The sequence below is a fragment of the Collinsella sp. BG-O-102 genome (assembly GCF_023656745.1).
GTDB lineage: Bacteria > Actinomycetota > Coriobacteriia > Coriobacteriales > Coriobacteriaceae > Collinsella.
The window spans coordinates 35,933-59,027 of record NZ_JAMOKO010000013.1 but is presented as its reverse complement, the minus strand read 5'-3'; the positions used below and the strand labels follow the sequence as shown (position 1 = coordinate 59,027).

Below are 23,095 nucleotides of genomic sequence, written 5' to 3'. Positions count from 1 at the left end.
GGAGGCTCGACCGGGAGGCCGCGCTTATCGGCAAGGCCCGCCTGCTCGTCATCGACGAGCTCGGGTTCCTCCCGCTCGACGCGGACGGGGCGAGGCTGCTCTTCCAGGTCTTCGCCGACGCATACGAGAGACAGTCGGTGGTGATCACCACGAATCTGGAGTTCAGCAGGTGGGGGTCGGTGTTCGGGGACGACCAGATGGCCGCCGCCGTGATCGACCGCATCGTCCACCACGGGAGGCTCGTCCAGTTCCGCGGCGAGTCCTACCGCGTCCGCCATGCCCTCATGCAGGAGGGCTAGCCGCTCAAAAAGCGTGCGCGCTTCCGATGCTCAGGCTGTTCAATTTCCGATGCTCTTTTTGCTCAAATCCTCTTGACGAAACACACCTACACGCGTAAAGGGAAACAGCGAGCTCCAAAGCCAACTTTGAATGGGCCCATAGTCAGAAATAAGGTAAGTAGCAAAACAAAGTTTTGCGATAGCGTTAACGAAACGGGAGGAAAAATGCGGCATTTTTAATTCAATCAACAAGACCGAGATTGCTATAGCTAACGAAAAAATAGACGCCGGCGAACCGAAAAAACCGTTATACAAATTCGCAAAGGTCGAGCCCAGCAAGCCATCAAAATGGAATTGACCATAAAACGAGATTGCAACTCCAGCAAAGGAAGCAATGCAGCAAGCAACCAAGCGCCGTATATCCACTGTTGACAAATCTACAAACCAGCGAATATAGCAAACAAGAACACAAATTATAATAAAATCCACTAGTAGCCCGTCGATGGGAATCCAAAAGAGCGGCACATAGCGCAGGAATCCAAAGACAGAGACCAGAAAGACTATTAGATACAGATGTAGTTTCTTGCCCAACGCATGCAAAGCCGGAATTATAAAGGGCAGCAAAAATACAAGCCAAGCATAGACGGTCACAAACCACCAACTAGAACCAGTAAGAGTTGGTGCAAAAATATCTATCAAATTGGTTGGGCTTACTTGAATATCACCGCGAAGCATGAAGAAAAAACCCAGCGCAATACTATAAAAGAGAACCGTGCCTTCGATTGAAGCTATCTGTTTAACAGCTTGTTTAATGGAGTATCCGGCTTTCCCCGCAACAAACCAGATTGTTATGGCAACAAAGCAGCCGACCGCAGTTCTTCCAATTGGATAGAAAAAGATATTGTAGAAAAACCTAGTAAACGAACCAGGAAATACGGAAACAGAATCAGCGTTGTGAACAACAAAATGATGAGCCATTACCGTCCACATAAGGACAATGCGAAGAAATTCGATACGGGAATCTCGTATTTTTACCAAAATGCCACCAAGTAAAAACAAAACCTAATAATACCTTGACCTAGAACCGTTCGAGAATCTCCTCGGCATTCTCTCGCAGATAGATATCTAGGTCCGGCAGGGCAAACTGCACGTAGCCTCTCTGTGGCGCCTGAATAACCTCTCTCTGAGAAGTTTGACTCTGGTGGGGCTACGAATAGAAAGTTGGACTGCGGGATGGTCGGGACTTGAGGTTAGCATGCGCTATTAGCGCCGGGCGATCTAGCCACTAATAGTCAAACGATTTTGACCAATCCCGGTCACCGAACGATGGCCGCCGTGCCTCCCCGCCGCCGCTACGCCGTTGGTGCCAACACCGGCGTTAGGAGAGCCATTGAGGTGAACAAGAGACAAGATGACCTACAGGAGATTATAGATGCGACGCTCCGGGAAATGGCCGCGGAGGGGGCGACGGGTTCGACCCATTGGCAGTTTAGCCCCCGCTGCAAATTGACCATTTGTGCTGGCTGCATTCTATTTTTCCTTCTTTTTTAAGTACTTGACTATATGTAGACCAGTCCTTATCCGTAATACCAAGTTCATCTTTAATTTTTCGCTTTGTATTAATGCCATCGCTAATTGCTGCGAGGATTTTCTCTTCGATATCAACCGTTTTTCCAGGTCCCTTTTGTATGGTATTAATCGCCAAGACCAATGAATTAAGCCTAATGACGCCTCGCGCTGTCAAATCAAATTCCTTACCATCGGATGTAACGGTTCCATCCTCAAAAATAAACACAAAACGCTCTAATGTGTCGGTTTTAAATGCAAAACGACCATGCGCGAGAGCATTTCTTATGTGATAAAACAAACTCATGTATTTGCTCGTATTGCCCTTCGAATTAACTTTCACAAACGCCATGCGCTGATCATCAACATTTTCGTAAAAATACTCATCTAAGTTTAGCTTTTTGCAGGTGCCCTCTAATTCTTTCTTGCTTCTTACCACAAGCATCACATCGACATCCCTGCGACTAAATATAGCTTGATTTAGAGAAGTCTTTAAGCTTCGAATCCCTACCCAAGGGGCGGGCGCCCATTTATCAATCTCATTATTATTACGATTACTCTGACCAGGGCAGGGAGACTCAATCAGGAAAAAATGAACTACACGCATCCAATTAGAGTCTTCCAGAACCTGTTGCGGCAGGGGCTCGTTTAACCATGAAGTTCGAAGTATTGCCATGTCTACCTCCAGCTACAGCTTTGTAATCAACATCCCAATGCATTTCTCGACATTAGCAAAAATACTCCCGTACGAAAGGCTTCTTAAGAGTCTCAAGCATTTCAATCTGTCGTTTCATGTCAAATCGCATCTTTATATTCCTATCGTAAGTTATATCGAGAATTATCGGTTTATATAAACATGTATAAGCTTATCGCGGAATATCGTTTGTTTCGACCCGCTAAATCCAACATATCGAGACAGGCAATTACCGCAGGATAGAAAGCTGTTACACCCGTAAAAGTCATCGGTTCGTTCTAACAGACATGTTGATTGACCCATTACCCACTGCTTGAGGGAAATCGACCCCAACATGGTAAAGTAGTCGCAACAGGCAACCATGGAGGAACAATGCTCAGCATTCACTACGGCGACAGAGACGATGTGATTTATGACACGTCAACATTCTTTGATTACAGCTATTCTCCCTCTTGGCTGCAAGATCCCCTGTCACAGCGCATTATCAAATCTATTGATAGTGGCACTGTTCTTGGCGCAAACGCAATTGACACCAAGGTGCTTGGCGTTATTCCGCCAGAGAAACTATCAACGGGCACCAAAACACTTCTACTGATGCTCTTTATGCCTCAAAACCTCTACAACGCCTCAACCTGCGGAGATAATTGCGCCTATTGGATCTTGCGCATCGCCTCCAAACATGACATCACCATCAACCTCTACCATATGATGGATTTTGGCAAAGCGCGTTTTACAGCCCGTGTCATCAATTCCGGACAGATTGTTCATACCATGGATGAGCTTGTCCTTATCTCGGCAAAATGTCTGAGGGAGGCTCGAGCATGAGAGGGGAATACCAGCTGACCGTAAGGACCAATAAAGTTCAGGTCAAACTCACCATTCGCCGAAACCTCACCATCATCCAAGGCAAAAGCGCAACAGGCAAAACCACCCTGTTAGACAGCCTCCGTGCATACGAAAACCTGGGAGCCCAAAGCGGGATTATCGTTAATTGCGCAGCCCCCTGCCGCGTCATCGGCGGCAAAGATTGGGAAGCGCAACTCGGTCGCATCGATAACAGCATCGTGTTTGTGGACGATACGCAAAAATTCGTAAGGAGCCATGCATTCCAGCATGCAGCTCGACACAGTTCCAACTACTACGTCATCGTCGCGAGGGACGAATTGCCCCAGCTCCCCTATAGCGTGGATGAGATCTATGGCCTCAAAAACACCAACAGGGCCACAACAAAATATCCTGTCTACACACGCACGTACACTTCTATCTACCGCATTTACGGAGACGAGCTCTACGATGGAGATCGGCCAGAAGAAGTCATCGTCGAAGACAGCAATGCCGGCTATGAGTTCTTTAAAGTCCTGTGCGCCAAAAGTAAAATTCGCTGCGTAAGTGCCGGTGGCAAATCAAACATATACGAAACCGCTCTGAGCTCCCCAGCCCAAAAATTGCTCGTAATTGCAGATGGGGCCGCTTTTGGGCCCGAGATGCCCTATGTCTATTCGCTCAGAAGATTTAAGGAGATCGAGCTCTTTTTGCCGGAATCGTTTGAATGGCTTGTGCTGAGATCGGGACTCTTCAACGATGTCGAAACGCAAGACATGCTCCTTCATCCTGCCGATTTCATCGACTGCGAGAAGTTCTTCAGTTGGGAGCAGTTCTTTACTAAACAGCTAAGGGAACTGACCAGAGACAGCTACCTAGCCTATAGAAAAGAAGCTCTCAATCCCGCCTACCTACAGCAACATGAGCTCAACACGATTGCTGAATCGCTACCCAAACTCGGAATCACTCCGCGCTAGATCGAGAAATACTCGCCCTCAGCGGATAAGTTCGGCCCCAACCACGGATCGCCCGTCAAGAAGAACTCCGGCCAGCGCTGAATGAACAGTGCCTGTTCACGTTTCCAGCGGCGCAGCTTTTCCTCGTTGGCCTCTTCCCTGCCGCGCGAGGTGAACTCGTAGTGGTACAGCTCGGCATAGGGCGTAAAGATGGTGCGGTAGCCCGCCTCCCACACGCGCAGGCAAAAGTCTGCGTCGTTAAAGCCAACAGCGAATTCCTCGGTATAGCCTCCGACTTGCTCAAATACGTCGCGTCGGACCATCTGGCAGGCGCCCGTTACGGCGCTAAAGTTGCTCGGGCGAACGGCGCGCTTATAGTAGCCCTCGCGCTTTGCCGAGAAGTCCTGGTTGGCATGGGCAAGTGCGCCACGCACGCCAACCAAAATGCCGGCATGCTGCACCAGATGATCGGCAAAGTAGAGTTTGGCGCCCACCACTCCCGCATCGGGACGCTGCAGATAGCTCATCATCTCTTCGATAAAGTCCGGGCTTATAACCTCGGTATCGTTGTTGAGCAGCAACAGGTAGTCGCCCTTAGCGTGCTCCACACCAAAATTGATGATCTGAGAGTAATTGAACTCGCCCGGCCAGTACACAACGCGCGCGATGCCCTTGCCTCCTGATGCTGAAGCCACGCGTTCCGGCAGGGTTTCGTAATACGCAAACGTATCCGGGGCTTCGCTGTTGTTCTCCACCAAGACGATCTCATAGTTGGCATACGTGGCCTTCTGGGCAATCGACATCACACAGGCATCGAGCGTCTCAACGTGGTCCTTGGTGGGAATCACAATGCTCACCAGCGGCGCAGGCTCCGGCAGCGCATAGCGCATGCGATAGACAAACGGCATCTCGGTCTCCTCGACCGTTCCGCAAATGCCCAGCTCGTTAAAGTGACGCTGCAGCGCAAGGCGCCCGGCTTCAATAGCATACGGCTTGCTATCGGCAGAGCCATCGGCGGTCGATCCCGGATGCACGCGCCAGTGATACAGCACATGCGCAACGTGCTCAAAGCGCGCGCCGGCTGCAAGGCAGCGAAGCGTCAAGTCGTAGTCCTGGGCGCCCGCAACGTCTTCTGGGGACATACCAATGTGATCGATGAGCGCCTTCTCCACCATCAGGAAATGCGTCACGCAGTTATGGCTATAGAGCAGGTCGACGTTGAGTACGGTCTTAAAGACCGGCTGGCCCCACTCCCCCGTTTTCTGGAACATGTCCTCATCACAGAACAGGACCTGGGGACGCTCGCCCTCGGCCGCCTTGTTCAGTGCGGAAACATACTGGAATAACGCGTCCGGTTCCAGAATGTCATCGTGGTCCAAGAAAGCGATGTAGTCGCCTGTCGCTTGCTCGATACCTGCGTTGGTGTTGACCACAATGCCGCCGTTGCCGGGAAGCTCGATGCGACGGATGCGCTCGTCGTTGGCACCTGCCGCAAGGGTGGCCACCGCGTCCCATTCGGGCGAGGCGTCCATAAGCAGCAATTCCCAGTTGTCATAGCTCTGGGCTTGCACCGATTCCAGCAGCTCGCGCAGGTAGACCCGATCAGTCTTGTAGCACGGCACCACAATGCTCACGAGCGGTCTATAGGCAAAGGCCGCCGAAGCGACACGCTGGCACGCCAAATCGCCCGGCTTTGCGCGATGCTGCTCAAACCAACGTCGATAAGCTGCGTCGTCTGCACGCGCGTCCTTCATACGGTTCCAGCTGTCGTCGACCATGCCGTTGTACAGGCGACCATCCATGGCGCAAAACCCGCTTTGGATCCGCTCTGTGGGATCGCTCACGATCGCGACAAAATCTCGTATATCCTGAGGCATCTCAACACTCAGATACGATTTATTGATGCGGCATCCGTTCTGCTGCGGAACATCGACCTGCGATTCAAACACATGCACGGTAACATCGATGGCATTCATATGCGTATCGAAGATCTGGAGCTCAGGCGCGCACTGGGGGTCTCCCGCCCAGGTAACCTCATAGCGCCACACCGCGCCGACGTCTGCCGGCAAATAGCGAATGGCATCGATCTCGTAGCGGCCGCAGTGTTCGCCACGCTGCGCATCGCGGATAAGCGCGCACAGCGCAGGCTTTGCTTTGTAGTTAATCTTGGATTCCAATTTGGCCACGCGGCTATCGAGACGAATAGAGCCCAACCTTTGGCCACCGGATGCAAAAACGACATCCATCGACGTGCCATCCAAAAACGGAAGCACCAAAACGGCGAGCTCGCGCTCGTAATCGGAAACGAAAGGACAAAGCGCCAGCACACGGCCATGATCGACCGGGAGCACCAGTGACGGCAAACAAGAACCGCTCGTAGTCGCATGGGCAAACGCCTGAGAGGCCTCCCGCTCAATAAGCGCGGCGACATCCTGACCGGCAAAACGAAGCAGCACAAAAAGACGGCCCTGGCTGCGGCAAAGTGCCAAATGCTTGATACTCATCTACACTTCTCGCTTTCCCAGGGCGTTCGCTGCCATGCGTTTGCAGGCACCCAGGCGGCCAAACCTCAAGACGTCGTAATCGAACATGAGCTTTTTGCACGCACGGACATTGGGGGCCTTGCTGGTAAGCGCCGCACGCACCATAGCAGCAACAGAAGGAGCGCATTGTGCGAGCGCAGCATCGCTGCCCACGGCAGAACCGGCAAGCGCCGTGGCAACGGCAGCAAACACCTTGCCGCAATCCGTACTCAACAGCCTGAGCGCATCGTACAGCACCAGATCGCAGAGGAAGTACGCCAGGTCATCGGCATGCTGAGCATCGAGACCGTCGCGCTGCCAGTCAGCCAGCACCGCAGAGTAAATCTTCACGTGCTCCAGCAGACGCGTCTCGTCGTCGTAGCGCATGGTGTCCATGAGCGAACCCTTGCGCGCCACGCGGTAATCATACAGCTTGTTCGAGATAAGCGCGGTCTTGTGCGAACGACCGTACACGGCAAAATCGAAGACCTGGTCCTCGCCATACTTAACGGTTTCGTCGAACACGATCCCGTTGCCCAGCAAAAACTCACGCTTGCAGGCGGTGCGCCATGCAAACGGGCGAGATGCTTCCTTAAACAGTAGGTCGGAGCTATAGCCTTCAAACGACACATCGCGCGGGCTCAGCACATAGTTAAGCCACGGATACCCCGCCTCAAGCGGATACGGATTCGCGCCAAAGGTCAAAACGTCGCAGTCCTCGCGCTCAAAGGCATCGACGATCACGCGGCATGCATCGGGCGTAAATCGGTCGTCGGAATCCAAAAACGCAACGATAGGCGCCGTGGACGCGGCGATGCCTGCATTACGCGCACTCGACAGGCCGCCGTTCTCCTTATCGACCAGCGTAAAGCGCGCGTCCTTTTCGCAATAGGCAGCCGCAATATCGCGCGAGCCGTCCGGCGAGCCATCGTTGACCAGCACGCCTTCCCAATCGGGCATGTCCTGCGCAAGCAGGGAGTCCAGGCACCAGGCCAGGCACTCCTCCACTTTATAGATGGGAACGACAACGGAAATCTTGGGGGTAGCCATAGTCACTCGCTCCTACTGTGCGGCCGGAACGTCATCGGGGTGCGGGTTGTCGCCGTAGGTGCACTGATACGTCAGCACACGCCAGACCAGCGGCAGGCCGCCAATCTTAAAGTAATGCTTAAACGTATTGAGCTTGCCCGGCTTCTTAAAGTCAAAGCGCGAATCGATATAGGCGCGGGGCGACTTGACCATCAGGCGCAAGTCGGTCTCGCCACGCGGATCAAACAGCGACAGATCAAAGCGACCGGCATCCCAGTCGGCCTTGAGCTCGGACGAGGCTTTCTTCCAAAACTGCTCGCGCAGTTCATCGACCAGGCGCTCATCGTTCCAACGGTACGTATCGACCTTCATGCGCATTAAAATACCCTGAAGCTGAGCCTTAAGCTCGGGGCGTTCATCCAAAAAGCGCTGCATCTCGGCGTATTCGTCGCACACGCAAAATACCTTGTTGGGCGAATTAACGGAGCTCTTCTCGTTGTCTTGGCGATAGCACAAAATGGGGTCCGCGATAAACGCAGCACGCTCGGCGCATGCCCAGACCTTAAAGTTAAAACCCGCATCCTGATACGAGGCACCCGGCGTGGGAAGGAAGCGAATCTGATTGTCGTTGAGGAACGCGCGCCGATAGATAGCCGACCAAATGGAAGGTTTGCGGTAGAAGATGCCCGGGCGATCGACGGGGCGATACGCGGCGCCCGTCATATGCTCGTCGATAATCCCAAACAGCTCACGTCGCTCGCTGGGCGTGGACCAATACAGATAAAAGTCGCCCTTTACCGCATCGGCATGCTCAGCATCGGCCTTGGCGACCAGCTTTTGAAGCGAATCCTCAAACATAAAGTCGTCGGACTCAAGGATGCCCACGTACTCACCGCGCGCCATCTCCAGGCCACGGTTCATCGAGTCGCCGTAGCCGCTGTTGGCCTTGTCGATCATCTTTACACGGGGGTCGTGCTCCATGTACTCGCGGATGATATCCGGCGAGCTATCGGTGGAGCCGTCGTTGATGCAGATGATCTCGATGTCATTGAGCGTCTGCGCCACGGCGGAATCGAGGCACACGCGCAGATAGCGCTCGACATTGCAAATGGGGACAAGCAGCGAAACTTTAGGGGTATCAGAGTTCTGCAAGAGAACCTCCCGTTGAATAGCGTGTAACAGGGTTATTTTAGCAGCCGAGTTGCGGCGGGCGGCAGCGCTTGGAATTATAGAAAGCGCTCCAGGCAGGCTTTGAGACCGCGAGTCGAAAGATAGAACAGCGTGGCGTCTGCCATCGAAACGCCCGAGGTCGCCGCAACGAGCTTGTGGGCAACACGGCGAACGGCACCCTTAGCAGGCATATCCGCCCACTCCGTTCCCAAAAACGTCGTGAGGTCCATGTTGACGCGAGCCGCCACGCGATGGAAGTCATCGGCATCCAAGCGCGCCAGATCGAACATAATTAGGTCCAAAAACCAAGTTATCAGCTCGCCGGGACACAGGTCCAAAAGACCATAGGCCGCCCAGTCTTCCAAGACCTCCTCGAGCATCTTCATGTGGGCGTCAAGCTTTTTGGCGCGCGCCTCGGCACTGTTGAACTCGTGCGTCGCCGATTCGCTCTCCATCACGTAGTGGTAGAACTTGTCAGGCATGACGACGGTCCTGCGGGCAAGCGCATAAGCCGCAAATTGGAAGACGACGTCCTCGCCCAAAGCCAAACCGGGGGCGAAGCGAATGCCTTCGCGATTGAGCAGCTCGCGCGAAAAAGCCGCACGGCAGGCATAGGGCTGCGCATTCGAATGGAACAGCAGTTGAGGATCGCGGGCGCCGAAGGTACCAGCTTTGGGGCTCATGAGTTGCTGGACGCGTTTGGGGGCAGCATCGGCAGGTTCACAGACGCCGCCAAAAACGGCGGCCTCGGCATCCGCAGACTCCATGGCATGCAGCACGCGCTCGACCGTCCGGGCATCGATGTAATCGTCGGCGTCCACAAAAAAGACGGTCTCGCCTCCGGCGGCATCGATACCGGCATTTCGAGCGCACGAGACACCCGCGTTTTCCTGGTCAATCACCAGCACGCGATCGTCAGACTGCGCGATTTGGCGCAAGATACTCAACGAATCATCAGTTGAACCGTCGTTGACGCAGACAACCTGAATCGAGCGCTCGGACTGGGCCAACAGCGAATCGAGGCATCGCTGAACGGAGCGCGCAGAGTTGTAAACGGGGACGACAATGGTAGCTTTAGGACACGAGGCCTCTCCCATGCCGACCTACCCCCTCAGCGATTCGATGAGGAAGGCAGCAACCACGCCTGGGCCTCCAACCGAAGCGTAATACTTAGCACGCCCCAAGGCACCATCCGTCGCAAAACTCGGATGCTCGTCAACCCAGCCCTCGGGATCTTTGAGGATGGCAGCGAGATTCGCGCGCTTCCACGGCTTGAGGTCATCAAGCGAAAAGTCCCCGGCGTCCAAGGCCGCTTGGAACTCCTTGGCCATCTGAACCAGGAACTCCTTATAGAACTTGGGCGCCAGGCGCACGTAGTTCCACATGTACGAATCGTACTTAATGAGCTGATTAAACTTGAGCATGCGCGCGACATCGCCGCTTGCGTGGTCGCGGGCATAATCCTCTCGAATCCAACGCTCAATCTCGGCATACTCGGTATTGACGCAAAAGACCTTAGCCGAAGAATTGACCGAGGAATTCTCGTTGTCCTGGCGATACGACAACACGGCATCATGCAGGTAAACAGCCTTATCGGCGCACGCGATCACCTTAAAGGCGAATGACGTGTCCTGAAAGGATGCCCCCGGAGTCGGCAAGAACTTGATGCCGTTGCGCTCAAGAAAATCGCGACGGTACACGGCCGACCAAATCGACGGCTTTTGCTTAAAGAACTGCGTCGTATCGCTCGGGTGCACTGGCTTGCCACAGTCCTTGGCTTTAAACATCTCGTGCAGCGAACGGCGCTCCTCGGGCTTAGACCAGTAGAAATCAAAGTTCGCCTTCGCAAAGTCGGCATTATTGCTATCGGCGGCCGAGACAAGTTTTTCGAGTGCGTCGGACGCCATAAAGTCATCGGACTCCAAGATGCCAACGTACTTACCACGCGCCATCTCCAGGCCGTGGTTCATCGAGTCGCCGTAGCCGCTGTTGGCCTTGTCGATCATCTTGACGCGCCTATCGCGCTCCATATACTCGCGGATAATCGCCGGCGAGTTGTCGGTCGACCCGTCGTTAATGCAGATGATCTCAATATCCTTGAGCGTCTGCGCCAGGGCGGAATCGAGGCACTCGCGCAGGTAGCGCTGAACATTGTAAATGGGAATAAGCAGCGACAGAACAGGGCTGCCAGAGGCGTTAGTAGACAAATGTGCTCCTTAGGAAATACCTGTCGTTTCATGGTATCAAAGGGTCAGCGCGCCAGCGGGCGTTTATATAATCTATGGAGCCTCTTGCGGGCAAAGCAGCCCCACGTCATGCGGCGGGCCCATGGCAGGTTCCTGCGTTTTATTCAAAGCTTGCCGCCAAGGTGCGCCGAGCCTTTACAATAGGACAGTCCCAAGGACGTATTCGATAGCTTCCGCGCAGCACTCGCCCGCCGCGCGTGAAAGGATATATTGCCTCATGCCTTCAACCCTTCCCGCTCCCATCGATAAGCTCGCCATCGTCGTCGTTACGTACAAACGCCAGGAACTCCTGGCCAATTTGTTCGACTCCATGACCGAGCTCACGGCCGCGCCCTGGCGCATCGTGATTGTCGATAACGAGAATTCGCGCGAGACCGAGGCCATGTGCACCGCATTCAACGAGCGCCTGGCCAACCTGTGGGGCATCGACACCGAGCAGCCCGACGCGCAGGGCGGCACCGACCGTGTCATCTACGCCCCGCAGCTCGAAAACGGCGGCGGTGCGGGCGGCTTCTCCGCCGGCACTAAATGCGCCTACGACTTGGGGGCCCAGTGGTTCTGGGTCATGGACGATGACGTGCTCGTCATCCCCGAAGGCATCGAGCGCTTGGCCAAGTGGACCGACCGCTACGACGTCATCCAGGGTTCGCGCCTGGACTTTGACGGCGGCGCCTTCTTTTGGCAGTACCAGCTCATCCTTTCGCTCGGCATTCCCAACCCCGTCGCCAAGTGGGACTTAGGCCCCGAGGGCCATCGCGCCATGAACCAGCTGTGCTTTGAGGGCGGCATGTTCTCGCGCCGTGTGGTCGACAAGATCGGCCTGCCCGATGCGCGCTTCTTTATCTACGGCGACGATGCCTGCTACGGCTACGTAGCCAGCCAACACTTCCCCGCCGCCGTGGTCGCCGACGTGGTGCTCAAGCGCGCCCGCGCCGTCTCTAACTGGGATATCGCCGGCAAGCGCCAGCTCAACTCCACGAGCGACACCAACCGTTACTACATCATGCGCAACCGCGGTTATCTGGCCCGCTACATGCAGATTTACGGCGACTATCACCCCGTGCTGTTCCGTCTGGGCAACGCCGCGACCTTCTGCAAGGAGTTCATTCGCCTGGCCGCCGTTGACAAGTGCTTTAAGACCGGAATTCCGGCGCTGCGCCGCGGCATGAAGGACGCCCGCAAGATCATCAAGGACCCCAACTGGAAGCCCATGCCGCCCATGAAGGCCACCAAGTAACGGAAGCCGGAAACACCTCAGTGCTTAAAGCCGCTGGCACACCGTAGTCACATGCTGCCCATCAAAACCAAACCCCCAGCGCATGCGGCCAACGCCCGGTCGCGGCACACGGATTTCGTCGATGCCGTCGCGCTCTATGTCGAGTAGCGACTGCACGGCCAGCAATTCCAGGCCCAGCGCATCCACATCGGGGTCATACATCAAGTTAATCGTTATCAGCGGACGCTCGTCCAGCATGCCAATCGTATCTGCTACGTCGAACACGGCGCCCGTAGGAAAAACCTGGATGTCCCAGCGATCCGCGCCACACTTTCGCCTCGAAGCAGGATTGGCATAGCCCGGCAATCCAAAGCAGAGTCCTTGCAAGAGCAGGTGATATGGCAGCGGCGCATCTGGGTCGGTCGCACCGATTCCCGCATCTCCCAGGATGCGGCTTAGCGCCCGCCTCACCGTATCCTCGTCCCCACGGCACAACCCGTCGCGAAACGCATCGACGTCTCGAATGTCTTCGGCAGCGCACTCAAACCACTCAACAATCACTAGACGCAAGGCCTGGCGAAGCTCGTTATTGGGCAACCGCAAGGCACGGAGGCGATTGCCATGTTCTGGCTCCTCAGTCATATCCGTCGTGAGAAAACCGGACAGATATAGCGCTGTCCACATGCCATCGTCAGGCGAGACATCTAGCTCTGCAGTGCCCAAACAAAGCGGGACCTCAGCGCACCCATGGGCCTCGAGCAAATCGAACAAGACCGAAAGACGCTCGAGATTCCACCCGGCAACTACCCTACTCAGGCAATCGGCATATCCATACAGATCGGCATGCACGGGCGCCGTGCAGCCTCGGTCCAGAAAACCGATCACGCGTGCCGGACTCGAGCAATAGGCCCTGCCAAACCGATACCCCTCGAGCCATTCACGCGCATCATCAAGATATTCCTCGCGCCCAGCATGATTCAAAAGAGCCTGGACCTCGGCATCCGAAAAGCCGAACCAACGGTCACACCAGGTCGAAAGCGGCGTCGTCAGACAATACGAGCAGCCATGCAAAGAAAGCGCCGCTTCGGCAGGGCCGGGACGCTCCCCCATCAAACACGTCAGCCGCAACGAATCGCGCGCAGTGGCAATGGCATCGAACAGCACGCGATCGAATAGCCCTGCCGGATCGGCGTCGGAAGCGTCCCTCGCGCTCGCACGGCGAGACCACGCCGCATCGTACCCATCAACGAGCAATACAACCTGCTCATCGCAGGCCATCTCCAGCAGCTCAATGAGCACACCGAGCACCGAGTCAACCTCGTCCGCGCTCGCCACGCCACGCGCGACGCGTTCGATGTGACGCACCTTATCTCGAGCTAAATCCGGAGCCTCCAAGAGCGCCAGCCAGCGAGCGCACTCGCCCGAAAGGGCATCGCGCACGACGCTGGCAACAGCGGGGCCACGCCTCGCAGCGCCAGAAAAGTCCAGCGATATCACCGGATAGCAAGCATGCTCATCCCGATAGCGCCCGCCGTCCGCATCCCAAATCTGAGCATCGGCAAACAAACGCTGACCAGAGCGACCGACCGCTGGACGCTCCAGAAAAGCCCTGAGCATCGACAAGTTCATGCTCTTGCCAAAACCCTCGGGTCGACAGCACACCACAACGGACGCGTCGCAGTCCAACACATCGGCAATAAACATGGTCTTGTCAACCAGCATGCAGCAACCAAGAGCCTCCGCATAGTCGTGCACGCCAATGGGCAAAGCCGCATCGTCGGCACAGCCGATCAAACGCACGCCAAAGCCGTCAGCACAACCATTATTTGCCTGTTCAGACACCAAAACGTTCCCCCTAAATCGCAACACGATGCCAATTGTAATGACCGCCTCGCGCGTACCGATGTCGCCGCGCAAACATATCGGGCAACGGTAGCAACAAGAGGTATGAGGGGGCACAACTAATCGTTGCACAACAAAACGGGGCCCGACGCATTCGCACCGGACCCCGTCCCGACTCTTTAGTTATCTGGCAACCGAGAGGCTACTCCTCCGAGCCGTCCTCCCCAGAAGCCTTCTTCTGCTGATCGAGCTTATGCTTACCACTTACGATAGACGTAGCGCCCAGTGTGGCCAAGCTCGCGCTGGCAAGGCTCGCCATAACGATAAGGTCGCCCGTCTTGGGCATATTACCGCCCGAAGTCTTAGTCGTTGTAGTGGTGGTTGTAGTGGTCACCGTCTTGGAGTCATTTTGCTCCTGGTTCTGTTTGTCGGTGTTGCCCTTACTGCTGTCCTCGCCCTGCTGCTTTCCGTCCTCGGTCTTGTCCTTGTTTTTGTCCTTCCCCTCAGATTCAGACTTCTTACCCTCGTCCTTCTTCTGAGTGGACTTGTCGTCCTTCTCCTCAGAGCTAGAACCCTTATCAGATTCGGTCTTCTCGGAAGCCTCATCCTTGGAGTCGCCCTTTGCGGCCTCGGTCTTTTCCGTGGAAACCTGATCAGAGTTGTCCTTGTTCTGAGTCGAGCCATTATTGACGCCAGCCATCAGCGAAGAGCCCAGCGTAGAACCAAGCTGCACGGAGAAAGAGGGCTTCTTATCCGGCGAAGCAACGGGAGCGTCCGGCGCCTTATTCGAGTCGTCCTTGGAAGCATCGGAATCAGGGGTTGCGTCAGAGCCAGAGCCGTTGTTAGAGCCAGTGTCAATGGACGAATCACTCGAGCCGGTAGATGAGTTAGAGGTGTCAGCGTCGGTCGAACCAGAAGCGTCGCTGCCCGTATTGCCGGCAGAGCTTGAAGACGAATCGCCCGCAGCAGAGCCGTTCGAATCGGAGCCGTTCGAGGTAGAGCCGTCGTTGGTAGTGCCACCAGCAGAGCCATTACCGTCAGCATCGGTCGAGGGCGCATCCATCCTATCATCGTTGGCATCGTCACTCGAGTCGTCATTCGAATCAGGTGTCGGCGAGGGCGCCGGCGTAGGCTCGGGCTGCACGGGCGTCGCAGCGGCAGCCTCATCCTCGGCGATAAAAACCAAGCAGTCCTTCAGCTCATTCTTATAACGATTCTTCCAGCCCTCATGATACTGGGGCTGACTCGAAAACTTAGTGGCGACATTGTTGACCACACTATTGGAGAGCGCCGTCACAAACTCGCGGTCGGACATATCGTTGGAAAGATTCGCCCAGCGGAAAAAGTCCCTGCAGCCACCAGTGCCGCACATGTTGGTAATGCTCCACACCATGCCCTTGACGCAATCGGCGCGGCCCGAAATATCAATACCCAGGCCGCTCTTGAGCCACGCCTCGGTCACCGCATAGTACGAGTTGTACGCATACGCATCCTGCAGAGCCGAAAACTCAGCAGGATCGGTGTTATAAGCACCCTGGAAGGCCTCCTGTGCAATACGGCCCAGCTCGGTAAGCTGGCCGTTCTCGTACATGGCATTGCTCGCGTTGGAAATCTCGCTGCCGCGATCAATCGCATCCTTGAGCATGCCGTACTTGGCAGAATCGTAGTTGTAGACCTGCTTCATAAACGGAATGAGCGACCAACGACGGTCGAACTGGTAATAGCCCAGCGCGTTGTAGCCGTCACCATACGAAAAGCCCTGGTTATAGTTGCCATGGCTCTCGTACTTGGTAAAGTACTTCATCTCGGGAGTCACGTTGACAAACGAAACGCCCTGGACCGACCTCAGCACGCCCGAGAAGGACTGCTGGGTGTAGAGACCTTTGTCGATATCGGTGGCATCCGAGGCAACGCCCGGCGTGGGCTCCTCGGCGGCGGCGGGTGCCGGCGCGGAAACGGCGCCAAACGAAAGCGCCAGCGTCAGGCCCGCGACAATCGCGGAATGCTTGGGCTGCATAAAATCCTCCCTGCATTGGTGTAGTTAAAGTTCAGTTTGCAAAGATAAAAATAAGTATTGCAGCTCGCCCGTTGTTACACAACAACCCCTCGGTAAACGGCAACAACCCTCCGCGAAATCTTAAGGAATTAGACAAACTGGTCGTCGGGCGCCAACAGAAGCTCGCCGTAACGTTTCGTCAGCCCGTCTCTCAACTGACAGAAAGCGGGAATATAGACGTTCAAGATGCGCTGAATCAAATCTTGAGCGAGCTTGTTGTCGTAGATATGGACGTTCGTATTGCGGTCTCTGAGCATATCCAGCCAGGCTGCCTCATCAATAAAGTCGTAGAATCGGTAGGACTCCTTCAAGATGGCACGAGGAGACCCCGACGCGGCAAGCGTGGCGCCCTCATACTCGAGCAGACGCTTAAGGAGCTTCCAGCTCAGTTCAAATTGAAGATTGAACTTATTAATCAATCCACTCTGAACAAAATCATTGTTGAGATCCTGATTGGGCGCATCCTCAAGATTCGCCAAGGCGCTAACAAAGTTCTCATATTTTTTCATACAGAATCACACCATCCTTGGCAATCTCATCGAGCAATTGCTGCGATAGGGACTCGTCGAGATTGACGACATCTACATCTAAAAGAGTATCAAGATGTTCCTCGATCAAATATGAGAAACGGCCGAAATCCCGGCAACCTGCTACGGCGATGTCAATATCGCTCTTGGGCAAGTTGTCGCCTCGAGCACGAGAGCCAAACAACACGACCTTCTCGGCGTCACATTCCCGAGCAAAAACTTCGATTTGCTTGTACACCTTGTCGAGAGATGCCATTTGCACCCCTACAGCTTAATGTCAAAGTTGATTTCGGGGACGGCGGCCAGGTCGGCCAACGTCACGCCGTCGACGTACTTTTCGATCACGTCGTCCAGGCCGCGCCAGAACTTGACGGTCGAGCAAAGATCGCTGCGAGTGCAGCTGTTGTCGATGCCATCGCACGCCACTGGAGCCGTGCTGCCCTCGACGGCGCGCAGGATGTCACCCGCACGTACCTCGGAGGGATCCTTGGCCATCATGTAGCCGCCGCCCTTGCCGCGCACGCTCTTAAGCAGGCCCGCCTTCATAAGCGGACGAACCAGCTGCTCCAAATACTTTTGCGAGATATGCTCGCGGTCGGCAACCTCGCGCAGGGCAATCTTGCCCTCGGCGTCACCGAGCGCCGCGATATAGATCATCAGCCGGAGGGCATAGCGGCCCTTGGAAGAAATGAGCATACCTACCCTCCCATCGTTGCTGGGACAAAATACCAGGAGTGTTTGTCCCAAATCTTATGCACGCGGGGCAAACAAACCTGATTATTATGTCCCACATCTAAAAAGTCGAGTGGATTAGTCGGGTTTTCCCTTGACTAACGCCGAACCCATAGTAACTTTATTCCGAGAAGATTCCTAGGGTTTAGTACACCTATGAGTACACCATATACAGAGAGGGACAGCATGAGCGCAAATCCGCTGCTTTCCATCGAAGGTCTGACCGCCTCCGTGGACGAGAAGACCATCCTCCACAACGTCAACCTCAACGTCGCCGCCGGCGAGACCCACGTTCTGATGGGACCCAACGGCGCCGGCAAGTCCACCCTCGGCCACCTGGTCATGGGCGACCCCGTTTACACGGTCAACGACGGCCGCATCGTCTTTGACGGCCAGGACATCACTGAACTCACCACCGACAAGCGCTCGCGCGCCGGCCTGTTCCTGAGCTTCCAGGCCCCGGTCGAGATTCCGGGCGTGCCGCTGTCGAGCTTTTTGCGCGCCAGCATCGCCGGCCGCCCCGGCCTGGAGATGAAGGGCAAGGAGTTCCGCCGTCGCGTCAAGGAGCTCGCGGCAGAGCTCAACATGGATACCGCCTACCTCAACCGCGAGCTGGGCGTGGGCTTCTCGGGCGGCGAGAAGAAGAAGGTCGAGATGCTCCAGCTCCTGTTGCTGCAGCCCAAGCTCGCCATCCTCGACGAGACCGACTCGGGCCTAGACGTCGACGCCCTGTCCACCGTCAGCCACGGCATGGACGCCTACCGCAAGAGCTGCGACGGCTCCATGCTCATCATCACACACAACACGCGCATCTTGGAGCACCTGGATGTCGACCGCGTCCACGTTATGGTCAAGGGCCACATCGTGCGCGAGGACGACGCCTCGCTCATCCCCTGGATCGACAAGAACGGTTTTGAGACCTTCGAGCGCGAGGCCGCCGAGCAGCGCGCCCAGGCCGAGGCCGCCGCTGCCGAGCAGCAGGCGTAAAGGGGCGACGCAATGACCAAGAACCGCACCGAGGTCGCGGACATCGACCGCAGCCTCTACGACTTCACCTATGGCGAGGAGGGATTCGAGCGCCTCGACGCCGGCATCACGCCCGACATCGTGCGCGAGATTAGCGCCAAAAAGGACGAGCCGCAGTGGATGCTCGACCTGCGCTTAAAGTCCCTCGAGATCTTCAACCGTTTTCCCGACCCGACGTGGGGCCCCTCCATCGAGGGCCTGGACATGGACAACATCGTCACCTACGTCAAGCCCAACACCGAACAAAAGCACGACTGGGAGTCGGTGCCCGACGACATCAAGAATACCTTTGAGCGCCTGGGCATCCCCGAGGCCGAGCGCAGCTACCTGGCGGGCGTCGGCGCGCAGTACGACTCCGAGCTCGTCTACCACAACATGCAGGACACGGCGTCCAAGATGGGCATCGTCTACTCCGGTATTGAGGAAGCCCTGCATGACCCGCAGTGGGAGCCGCTCATCCACGAGAAGTTTATGACGCTCATCCCGCCCACCGACCACAAGTTTGCGGCCCTGCACGGCGCCGTGTGGTCGGGCGGCTCGTTTGTCTACGTGCCCAAGGGCACCAAGCTCGATTTTCCGCTGCAGAGCTACTTCCGCCTCAACGCCAAGGGCGCCGGTCAGTTTGAGCACACGCTCATCATCGTCGAGGACGATGCCGACCTGCACTTTATCGAGGGTTGCTCCGCGCCCAAGTACAACGTGGCCAACCTCCACGCCGGCGCTGTGGAGCTTTTTGTGGGCAAACGCGCACACCTGCGCTACTCGACCATCGAGAACTGGTCCAAGAACATGTACAACCTCAACACCAAGCGTGCGCGCGTGGACGAGGACGGCGACATCGAGTGGATCAGTGGCTCCTTCGGCAGCCACGTGGGCTACCTCTACCCCATGAGCGTGCTCAACGGCCGCCGCGCCCGGTCGAGCTTTACCGGCATCACCTTTGCCGGCGCCGGTCAGAACCTCGATACCGGCTGCAAGGTCGTGCTCAACGCACCCGATACCTCGGCAACCGTCGAGACCAAGGGCATCTCTAAGAGCGGCGGTATCCAGACCTTCCGCAGCTCTATCGTTGCCACGCCCAAGGCCGAGGGCTCCAAGGCAACCGTGAGCTGTCAGTCGCTGATGCTCGACGACCAAAGCCGCTCCGACACTATTCCGGCCATGGACATCCGCGCCAAGAACGTCGACATCGGCCACGAGGCCACCATCGGCCGCATCGGCGACGATAAGGTGTTCTACCTGATGAGCCGCGGTATCTCGGAGGAAGAAGCCCGTACCATGATCGTCAACGGCTTTGCCAACCCGGTCTCCAAGGAGCTGCCGCTGGAGTACGCCGTCGAGATGAACAACCTGATCAAGCTCGAGATGGAAGGAGCGATCGGATAATGAAACAGGAAACCAACACCGCTGCTACCACGCTCGAGCAGGTCAACGCGATGCCGGCTGCCACTTGGGGCTGGCTGAAGATGAATCAGACCAAGCTCGAGCTCTCTAACGAGCTTGCCGCCGCTCCCACCGAGACCATTGAGGTCGAGGGCTTGGACGAGCAGTTTACCGGCGTGGCAGACGCGTTCGACGCCGCCATGGACGCCATGGCCGAGCGCTTCCCCGAGCGCCGTGCCTCCGCCCCCGGTGATGCCGCCGACCGCGCCCGCATCACGCCCGAGACCGAGCTCGACGTGCCCGCAACCTCCGTCTACCAGGCCGGCGCCATTAAGCTCGAGGAAGAGCTCTCCCCTGCTGAGGCCTTCGAAACCGGCATGGGTGAGGCTGCCTACGCCTACTTGGCCGAGCACGCTACCAAGCGCATCGTCATCGATGTGCCCGCATACAAGCACGCCACGGTTACCGTGCGCGTGAGCGGTGTCGATGCAGCCGCGGCCATCGCTGCCATCGACGTCGTCGCCCGTCCGCAGGCAACACTCGATCTGCGCATAGCCCTGGACTCCCCCGTCAACGGCCAGGGCGTCGTGGTCTCTGTGCTACGCGTGTGCGCTTACGAGTACGCCACCGTCAACGTAACCTGCACGCAGACGCTCGACGATAGCTGGATCGCGCTCGACGACACCGGCCTGTTCCTGGACGAGGGCGCGCGCGTCAACGTGCAGCACACCGTCCTGGGTGCCGGCGCCAGCGCCACCGGCCTTGCCGGCGACCTGCTGGGCGATACCGCCAAGGTCACCATCGATACTGACTACCTGGGCGCCCGAGAGCAGGTGCGCGACTTTAACTACGAGCTGCGCCACCGCGGTCGCAAGACCGAGTGCGAGATCGACGCCAACGGCGTGCTGACCGGCACGTCCAAGAAGGTCTACCGCGGCACCATCGACCTCGTGCACGGCTGCAAGGGCGCAACCGGCACCGAGCGCGAGACCGTGCTGCTCGCCAACAAGGGCGTCGACAACAAAACCGTCCCCGTCATCCTCTGCGACGAGGACGACGTCGCCGGCAACCACGGAGCCACCATCGGCCACGTCCGCGACGAGCAACTGTTCTACCTCGCCTGCCGCGGCCTTGACCAAAACGCCGCCGAGGACCTGTTCGTCCGCGCCAAGCTGGAGGACGCCGCACTTTCCGCCACCGACGAGCGCACCCGCGCCGCCGTCGTCCGCCTGGGCAACAACCTGATCGACAACTTTGAAGAGGAGCTCGCATGATCGACACCGAGCACGTTAAATGCGACACCTGTACCGCACCGGAGCCTATGGAGCTCGACGCCAGCGACGAGGCCTCGCGCGGCTGGCCCACTGTGGACATCGAGACTAACCCCTACAAGGGCCAGTTCCCGCTGTTCCAGCAGCACCCCGAGATCGCCTTCCTCGATAGTGCCGCCACCGCGCAGCGTCCTGCCTGTGTGCTCGACGCCGAGCGCGACTTCTACCAGCGCATGAACGCCAACCCTCTGCGCGGCCTGTACTCGCTGTCCGTCGAGGCCACTGAGGCTATCGCGAAGGTGCGCCAGCAGATCGCCGACCTCATCGGCGCCGCCCAGGCCAACGAGGTCGTCTTCACCCGCAACACGAGCGAGTCGCTCAACCTGGTCGCCAAGAGCTTTGCACCCACAGTCCTCGAGCCGGGCGACGAGGTCGTCATCACCATCATGGAGCACCACTCCAACCTGATTCCGTGGCAGCAGGTCTGCCGCGAGACCGGCGCCAAGCTCGTCTACCTCTACCCCACCAAGACCGGTCAGCTCACCACCGAGGAGGTTCTTGCCAAGGTTGGTCCCAAGACCAAGATTCTGGCCGTGGGTCAGGTCTCCAACGTGTTGGGCGTCGAGAACCCGGTCAAGAACCTCGGCAAGCTCGTGCACAAGTACGGCGGCTACCTGGTCGTCGACGGTGCACAGTCGCTGCCGCACATGCCGGTCGATGTGGCCGACCTGGGCGCCGACTTCTTTGCCTTTAGCGCGCACAAGGCCATGGGCCCCATGGGCATCGGCGTGCTGTGGGGCAAAATGGACCTGCTCAACGCCATGCCGCCCATGCTCACCGGCGGCGAGATGATCGACTCGGTCACCGAGCAGGACGCCATCTGGGCGCCCGTTCCCGAGAAATTCGAGGCCGGCACGCAGGACGCCGCCGGCATCTTCGCCACGGGTGCAGCACTCGACTACCTGGTCAACACGGTGGGTTACGAGAACATCCAGGCCCGCGAGCGGGCACTCGTCCACTATCTGATGGGCGAACTCATGCAGCTCGACTTTGTCCAGATCATCGGCTCCATCTATTGGGACAACCACCACGGCGTCGTGAGCTTTAACGTCAAGGGCATCCACCCGCACGACGTCGCGAGCATCATGGACATGGACGGCGTCTGCATCCGCGCCGGCCACCACTGCGCGCAGCCGCTGCTTACCTGGCTGGGCGTCGAGAACCTTGCCTGCTGCCGCGCCAGCGTGGCCTTCTACAACGACAAGGCCGACATCGACAAGTTCATCGCCGGCCTGCATCACGTTTGGAGCACGTTCAATGGGTAATCTGTACACCTCCACCACATTTATGGAGCACAACTCGCACCCCGACTATAAGTACGAGATGGATGCTCCCACGCACGAGCACGACGGCATCAACCCCAGCTGCGGAGACGAGCTCACCCTGCAGCTACGTGTCGAGAACAACGTGATCGAGGAGGCCTCCTTTACCGGCCACGGCTGCGCCATCAGCCAGGCCAGTGCCGACATCATGGCCGACCTCATCACCGGCGAGACCGTCGAGGAAGCTCACCGCCTGGCAGAGCTCTTCCTCGCCATGATCCGCGGCGAGCAGCTCTCCGAGGAAGACCTGGAAGACCTGGACGAGGCCGCCCAGCTTCAGGACATCTCGCACATGCCCGCCCGCGTCAAATGCGCCGAGCTCGCCTGGCGCACCCTCGACGGCATGCTCGAGGGGCAAAATAATCAGTAGTATTTAT

At 57.1% G+C, this 23,095-nt stretch carries 21 protein-coding genes; 9 read left to right on the top strand and 12 right to left on the bottom strand.

Translation table 11 applies throughout. The annotated features are described in order from the left end of the window. Window positions 1-299 (top strand): ATP-binding protein (locus NBH09_RS07615; protein ID WP_250787601.1); only part of this gene is annotated, 299 nt, incomplete at its 5' end. A gap of 39 nt (window positions 300-338) precedes the next feature. On the opposite strand, the gene NBH09_RS07610 is transcribed toward NBH09_RS07615, so the two are convergent. Together NBH09_RS07610 and NBH09_RS07605 are read right to left on the bottom strand one after the other, a co-directional pair. After that, window positions 339-1,316 carry an acyltransferase family protein gene (locus NBH09_RS07610; RefSeq protein WP_350446089.1) on the bottom strand — a complete coding sequence of 326 codons (978 nt, stop codon included), beginning with the start codon at window positions 1,314-1,316 and terminating at the stop codon, window positions 339-341. Window positions 1,317-1,767: 451 nt separating this feature from the next. Continuing rightward, entirely contained in the window at window positions 1,768-2,520 is a 753-nt protein-coding gene (locus NBH09_RS07605; protein WP_250787599.1) for a hypothetical protein, read from the bottom strand. A gap of 390 nt (window positions 2,521-2,910) precedes the next feature. Here NBH09_RS07605 and NBH09_RS07600 point away from each other — a divergent pair, with 390 nt between their 5' ends. Both NBH09_RS07600 and NBH09_RS07595 read left to right on the top strand, forming a co-directional pair. After that, entirely contained in the window at window positions 2,911-3,363 is a 453-nt protein-coding gene (locus NBH09_RS07600; protein WP_250787598.1) for a DUF4869 domain-containing protein, read from the top strand. Beyond that, window positions 3,360-4,337: a hypothetical protein gene (locus tag NBH09_RS07595; protein WP_250787597.1), complete on the top strand. Its 978-nt coding sequence runs from the start codon at window positions 3,360-3,362 to the stop codon at window positions 4,335-4,337. Before NBH09_RS07600 ends, NBH09_RS07595 begins: the two co-directional genes overlap by 4 nt. On the opposite strand, the gene NBH09_RS07590 is transcribed toward NBH09_RS07595, so the two are convergent. The 5 genes from NBH09_RS07590 to NBH09_RS07570 form a co-directional block, all read right to left on the bottom strand. Next, the gene (locus NBH09_RS07590) at window positions 4,334-6,820 is read right to left on the bottom strand and encodes a glycosyltransferase family 2 protein (protein ID WP_250787596.1); all 2,487 of its coding nucleotides are present in this window, start codon (window positions 6,818-6,820) and stop codon (window positions 4,334-4,336) included. The two genes, NBH09_RS07595 and NBH09_RS07590, sit on opposite strands and share 4 nt — an antisense overlap. Next, window positions 6,821-7,888, bottom strand: coding sequence for a glycosyltransferase family 2 protein (locus NBH09_RS07585; protein WP_250787595.1), 1,068 nt, complete (start codon window positions 7,886-7,888; stop codon window positions 6,821-6,823). 12 nt (window positions 7,889-7,900) lie between these two features. Beyond that, window positions 7,901-9,019, bottom strand: coding sequence for a glycosyltransferase family 2 protein (locus tag NBH09_RS07580; protein ID WP_158554610.1), 1,119 nt, complete (start codon window positions 9,017-9,019; stop codon window positions 7,901-7,903). Window positions 9,020-9,093: 74 nt separating this feature from the next. Next, on the bottom strand, window positions 9,094-10,134 hold the full coding sequence (locus tag NBH09_RS07575; RefSeq protein WP_250787594.1) for a glycosyltransferase family 2 protein: 1,041 nt from the start codon (window positions 10,132-10,134) through the stop codon (window positions 9,094-9,096). Window positions 10,135-10,140: 6 nt separating this feature from the next. After that, entirely contained in the window at window positions 10,141-11,244 is a 1,104-nt protein-coding gene (locus NBH09_RS07570; protein ID WP_250787593.1) for a glycosyltransferase family 2 protein, read from the bottom strand. Window positions 11,245-11,500: 256 nt separating this feature from the next. On the opposite strand from NBH09_RS07570, the gene NBH09_RS07565 reads away from it, so the two are divergent. Further along, entirely contained in the window at window positions 11,501-12,520 is a 1,020-nt protein-coding gene (locus NBH09_RS07565; protein WP_250787592.1) for a glycosyltransferase, read from the top strand. Between the two features lie 24 nt (window positions 12,521-12,544). On the opposite strand, the gene NBH09_RS07560 is transcribed toward NBH09_RS07565, so the two are convergent. From NBH09_RS07560 to NBH09_RS07540, 5 genes are all read right to left on the bottom strand, one after another. Further along, entirely contained in the window at window positions 12,545-14,341 is a 1,797-nt protein-coding gene (locus NBH09_RS07560) for an AAA family ATPase (protein WP_250787591.1), read from the bottom strand. Between the two features lie 202 nt (window positions 14,342-14,543). After that, the gene (locus NBH09_RS07555; RefSeq protein WP_250787590.1) at window positions 14,544-16,358 is read right to left on the bottom strand and encodes a VgrG-related protein; all 1,815 of its coding nucleotides are present in this window, start codon (window positions 16,356-16,358) and stop codon (window positions 14,544-14,546) included. Window positions 16,359-16,486: 128 nt separating this feature from the next. Further along, complete coding sequence (locus NBH09_RS07550; RefSeq protein ID WP_117746665.1) at window positions 16,487-16,906, bottom strand: HI0074 family nucleotidyltransferase substrate-binding subunit; 420 nt, start codon at window positions 16,904-16,906, stop codon at window positions 16,487-16,489. Then, the gene (locus tag NBH09_RS07545; protein ID WP_055286556.1) at window positions 16,893-17,180 is read right to left on the bottom strand and encodes a nucleotidyltransferase family protein; all 288 of its coding nucleotides are present in this window, start codon (window positions 17,178-17,180) and stop codon (window positions 16,893-16,895) included. The genes NBH09_RS07550 and NBH09_RS07545 overlap by 14 nt, the downstream gene beginning before the upstream one ends. A gap of 8 nt (window positions 17,181-17,188) precedes the next feature. Beyond that, window positions 17,189-17,620, bottom strand: a complete 432-nt coding sequence (locus tag NBH09_RS07540) for an RrF2 family transcriptional regulator (protein ID WP_152067620.1) — start codon at window positions 17,618-17,620, stop codon at window positions 17,189-17,191. Window positions 17,621-17,842: 222 nt separating this feature from the next. On the opposite strand from NBH09_RS07540, the gene sufC reads away from it, so the two are divergent. Genes sufC through sufU form a run of 5 tightly spaced genes read left to right on the top strand, consistent with a single transcriptional unit; the run spans window position 17,843 to window position 23,088 of the window. Further along, window positions 17,843-18,643 (top strand): Fe-S cluster assembly ATPase SufC, encoded by an 801-nt coding sequence (gene sufC, locus NBH09_RS07535; RefSeq protein ID WP_006235561.1) that lies wholly within the window; start codon window positions 17,843-17,845, stop codon window positions 18,641-18,643. Between the two features lie 12 nt (window positions 18,644-18,655). Next, the gene (gene sufB, locus NBH09_RS07530; protein WP_006235560.1) at window positions 18,656-20,068 is read left to right on the top strand and encodes a Fe-S cluster assembly protein SufB; all 1,413 of its coding nucleotides are present in this window, start codon (window positions 18,656-18,658) and stop codon (window positions 20,066-20,068) included. Further along, entirely contained in the window at window positions 20,068-21,339 is a 1,272-nt protein-coding gene (locus tag NBH09_RS07525) for a SufB/SufD family protein (protein WP_250787589.1), read from the top strand. Before sufB ends, NBH09_RS07525 begins: the two co-directional genes overlap by 1 nt. After that, on the top strand, window positions 21,336-22,661 hold the full coding sequence (locus NBH09_RS07520; protein WP_250787588.1) for an aminotransferase class V-fold PLP-dependent enzyme: 1,326 nt from the start codon (window positions 21,336-21,338) through the stop codon (window positions 22,659-22,661). The genes NBH09_RS07525 and NBH09_RS07520 overlap by 4 nt, the downstream gene beginning before the upstream one ends. Further along, on the top strand, window positions 22,654-23,088 hold the full coding sequence (sufU, locus tag NBH09_RS07515; RefSeq protein ID WP_250787587.1) for a Fe-S cluster assembly sulfur transfer protein SufU: 435 nt from the start codon (window positions 22,654-22,656) through the stop codon (window positions 23,086-23,088). Before NBH09_RS07520 ends, sufU begins: the two co-directional genes overlap by 8 nt. Window positions 23,089-23,095: the final 7 nt, after the last annotated feature.

Coding starts and splice junctions, on each gene's coding strand:
- NBH09_RS07605 (WP_250787599.1), bottom strand. CDS start 2,520: ATGGCAATACTTCGAACTTCATGGTTAAACGAGCCCCTGCCGCAACAG.
- NBH09_RS07600 (WP_250787598.1), top strand. CDS start 2,911: ATGCTCAGCATTCACTACGGCGACAGAGACGATGTGATTTATGACACG.
- NBH09_RS07595 (WP_250787597.1), top strand. CDS start 3,360: ATGAGAGGGGAATACCAGCTGACCGTAAGGACCAATAAAGTTCAGGTC.
- NBH09_RS07590 (WP_250787596.1), bottom strand. CDS start 6,820: ATGAGTATCAAGCATTTGGCACTTTGCCGCAGCCAGGGCCGTCTTTTT.
- NBH09_RS07585 (WP_250787595.1), bottom strand. CDS start 7,888: ATGGCTACCCCCAAGATTTCCGTTGTCGTTCCCATCTATAAAGTGGAG.
- NBH09_RS07575 (WP_250787594.1), bottom strand. CDS start 10,134: ATGGGAGAGGCCTCGTGTCCTAAAGCTACCATTGTCGTCCCCGTTTAC.
- NBH09_RS07565 (WP_250787592.1), top strand. CDS start 11,501: ATGCCTTCAACCCTTCCCGCTCCCATCGATAAGCTCGCCATCGTCGTC.
- NBH09_RS07555 (WP_250787590.1), bottom strand. CDS start 16,358: ATGCAGCCCAAGCATTCCGCGATTGTCGCGGGCCTGACGCTGGCGCTT.
- NBH09_RS07550 (WP_117746665.1), bottom strand. CDS start 16,906: ATGAAAAAATATGAGAACTTTGTTAGCGCCTTGGCGAATCTTGAGGAT.
- NBH09_RS07545 (WP_055286556.1), bottom strand. CDS start 17,180: ATGGCATCTCTCGACAAGGTGTACAAGCAAATCGAAGTTTTTGCTCGG.
- NBH09_RS07540 (WP_152067620.1), bottom strand. CDS start 17,620: ATGCTCATTTCTTCCAAGGGCCGCTATGCCCTCCGGCTGATGATCTAT.
- sufC (WP_006235561.1), top strand. CDS start 17,843: ATGAGCGCAAATCCGCTGCTTTCCATCGAAGGTCTGACCGCCTCCGTG.
- sufB (WP_006235560.1), top strand. CDS start 18,656: ATGACCAAGAACCGCACCGAGGTCGCGGACATCGACCGCAGCCTCTAC.
- NBH09_RS07525 (WP_250787589.1), top strand. CDS start 20,068: ATGAAACAGGAAACCAACACCGCTGCTACCACGCTCGAGCAGGTCAAC.
- NBH09_RS07520 (WP_250787588.1), top strand. CDS start 21,336: ATGATCGACACCGAGCACGTTAAATGCGACACCTGTACCGCACCGGAG.
- sufU (WP_250787587.1), top strand. CDS start 22,654: ATGGGTAATCTGTACACCTCCACCACATTTATGGAGCACAACTCGCAC.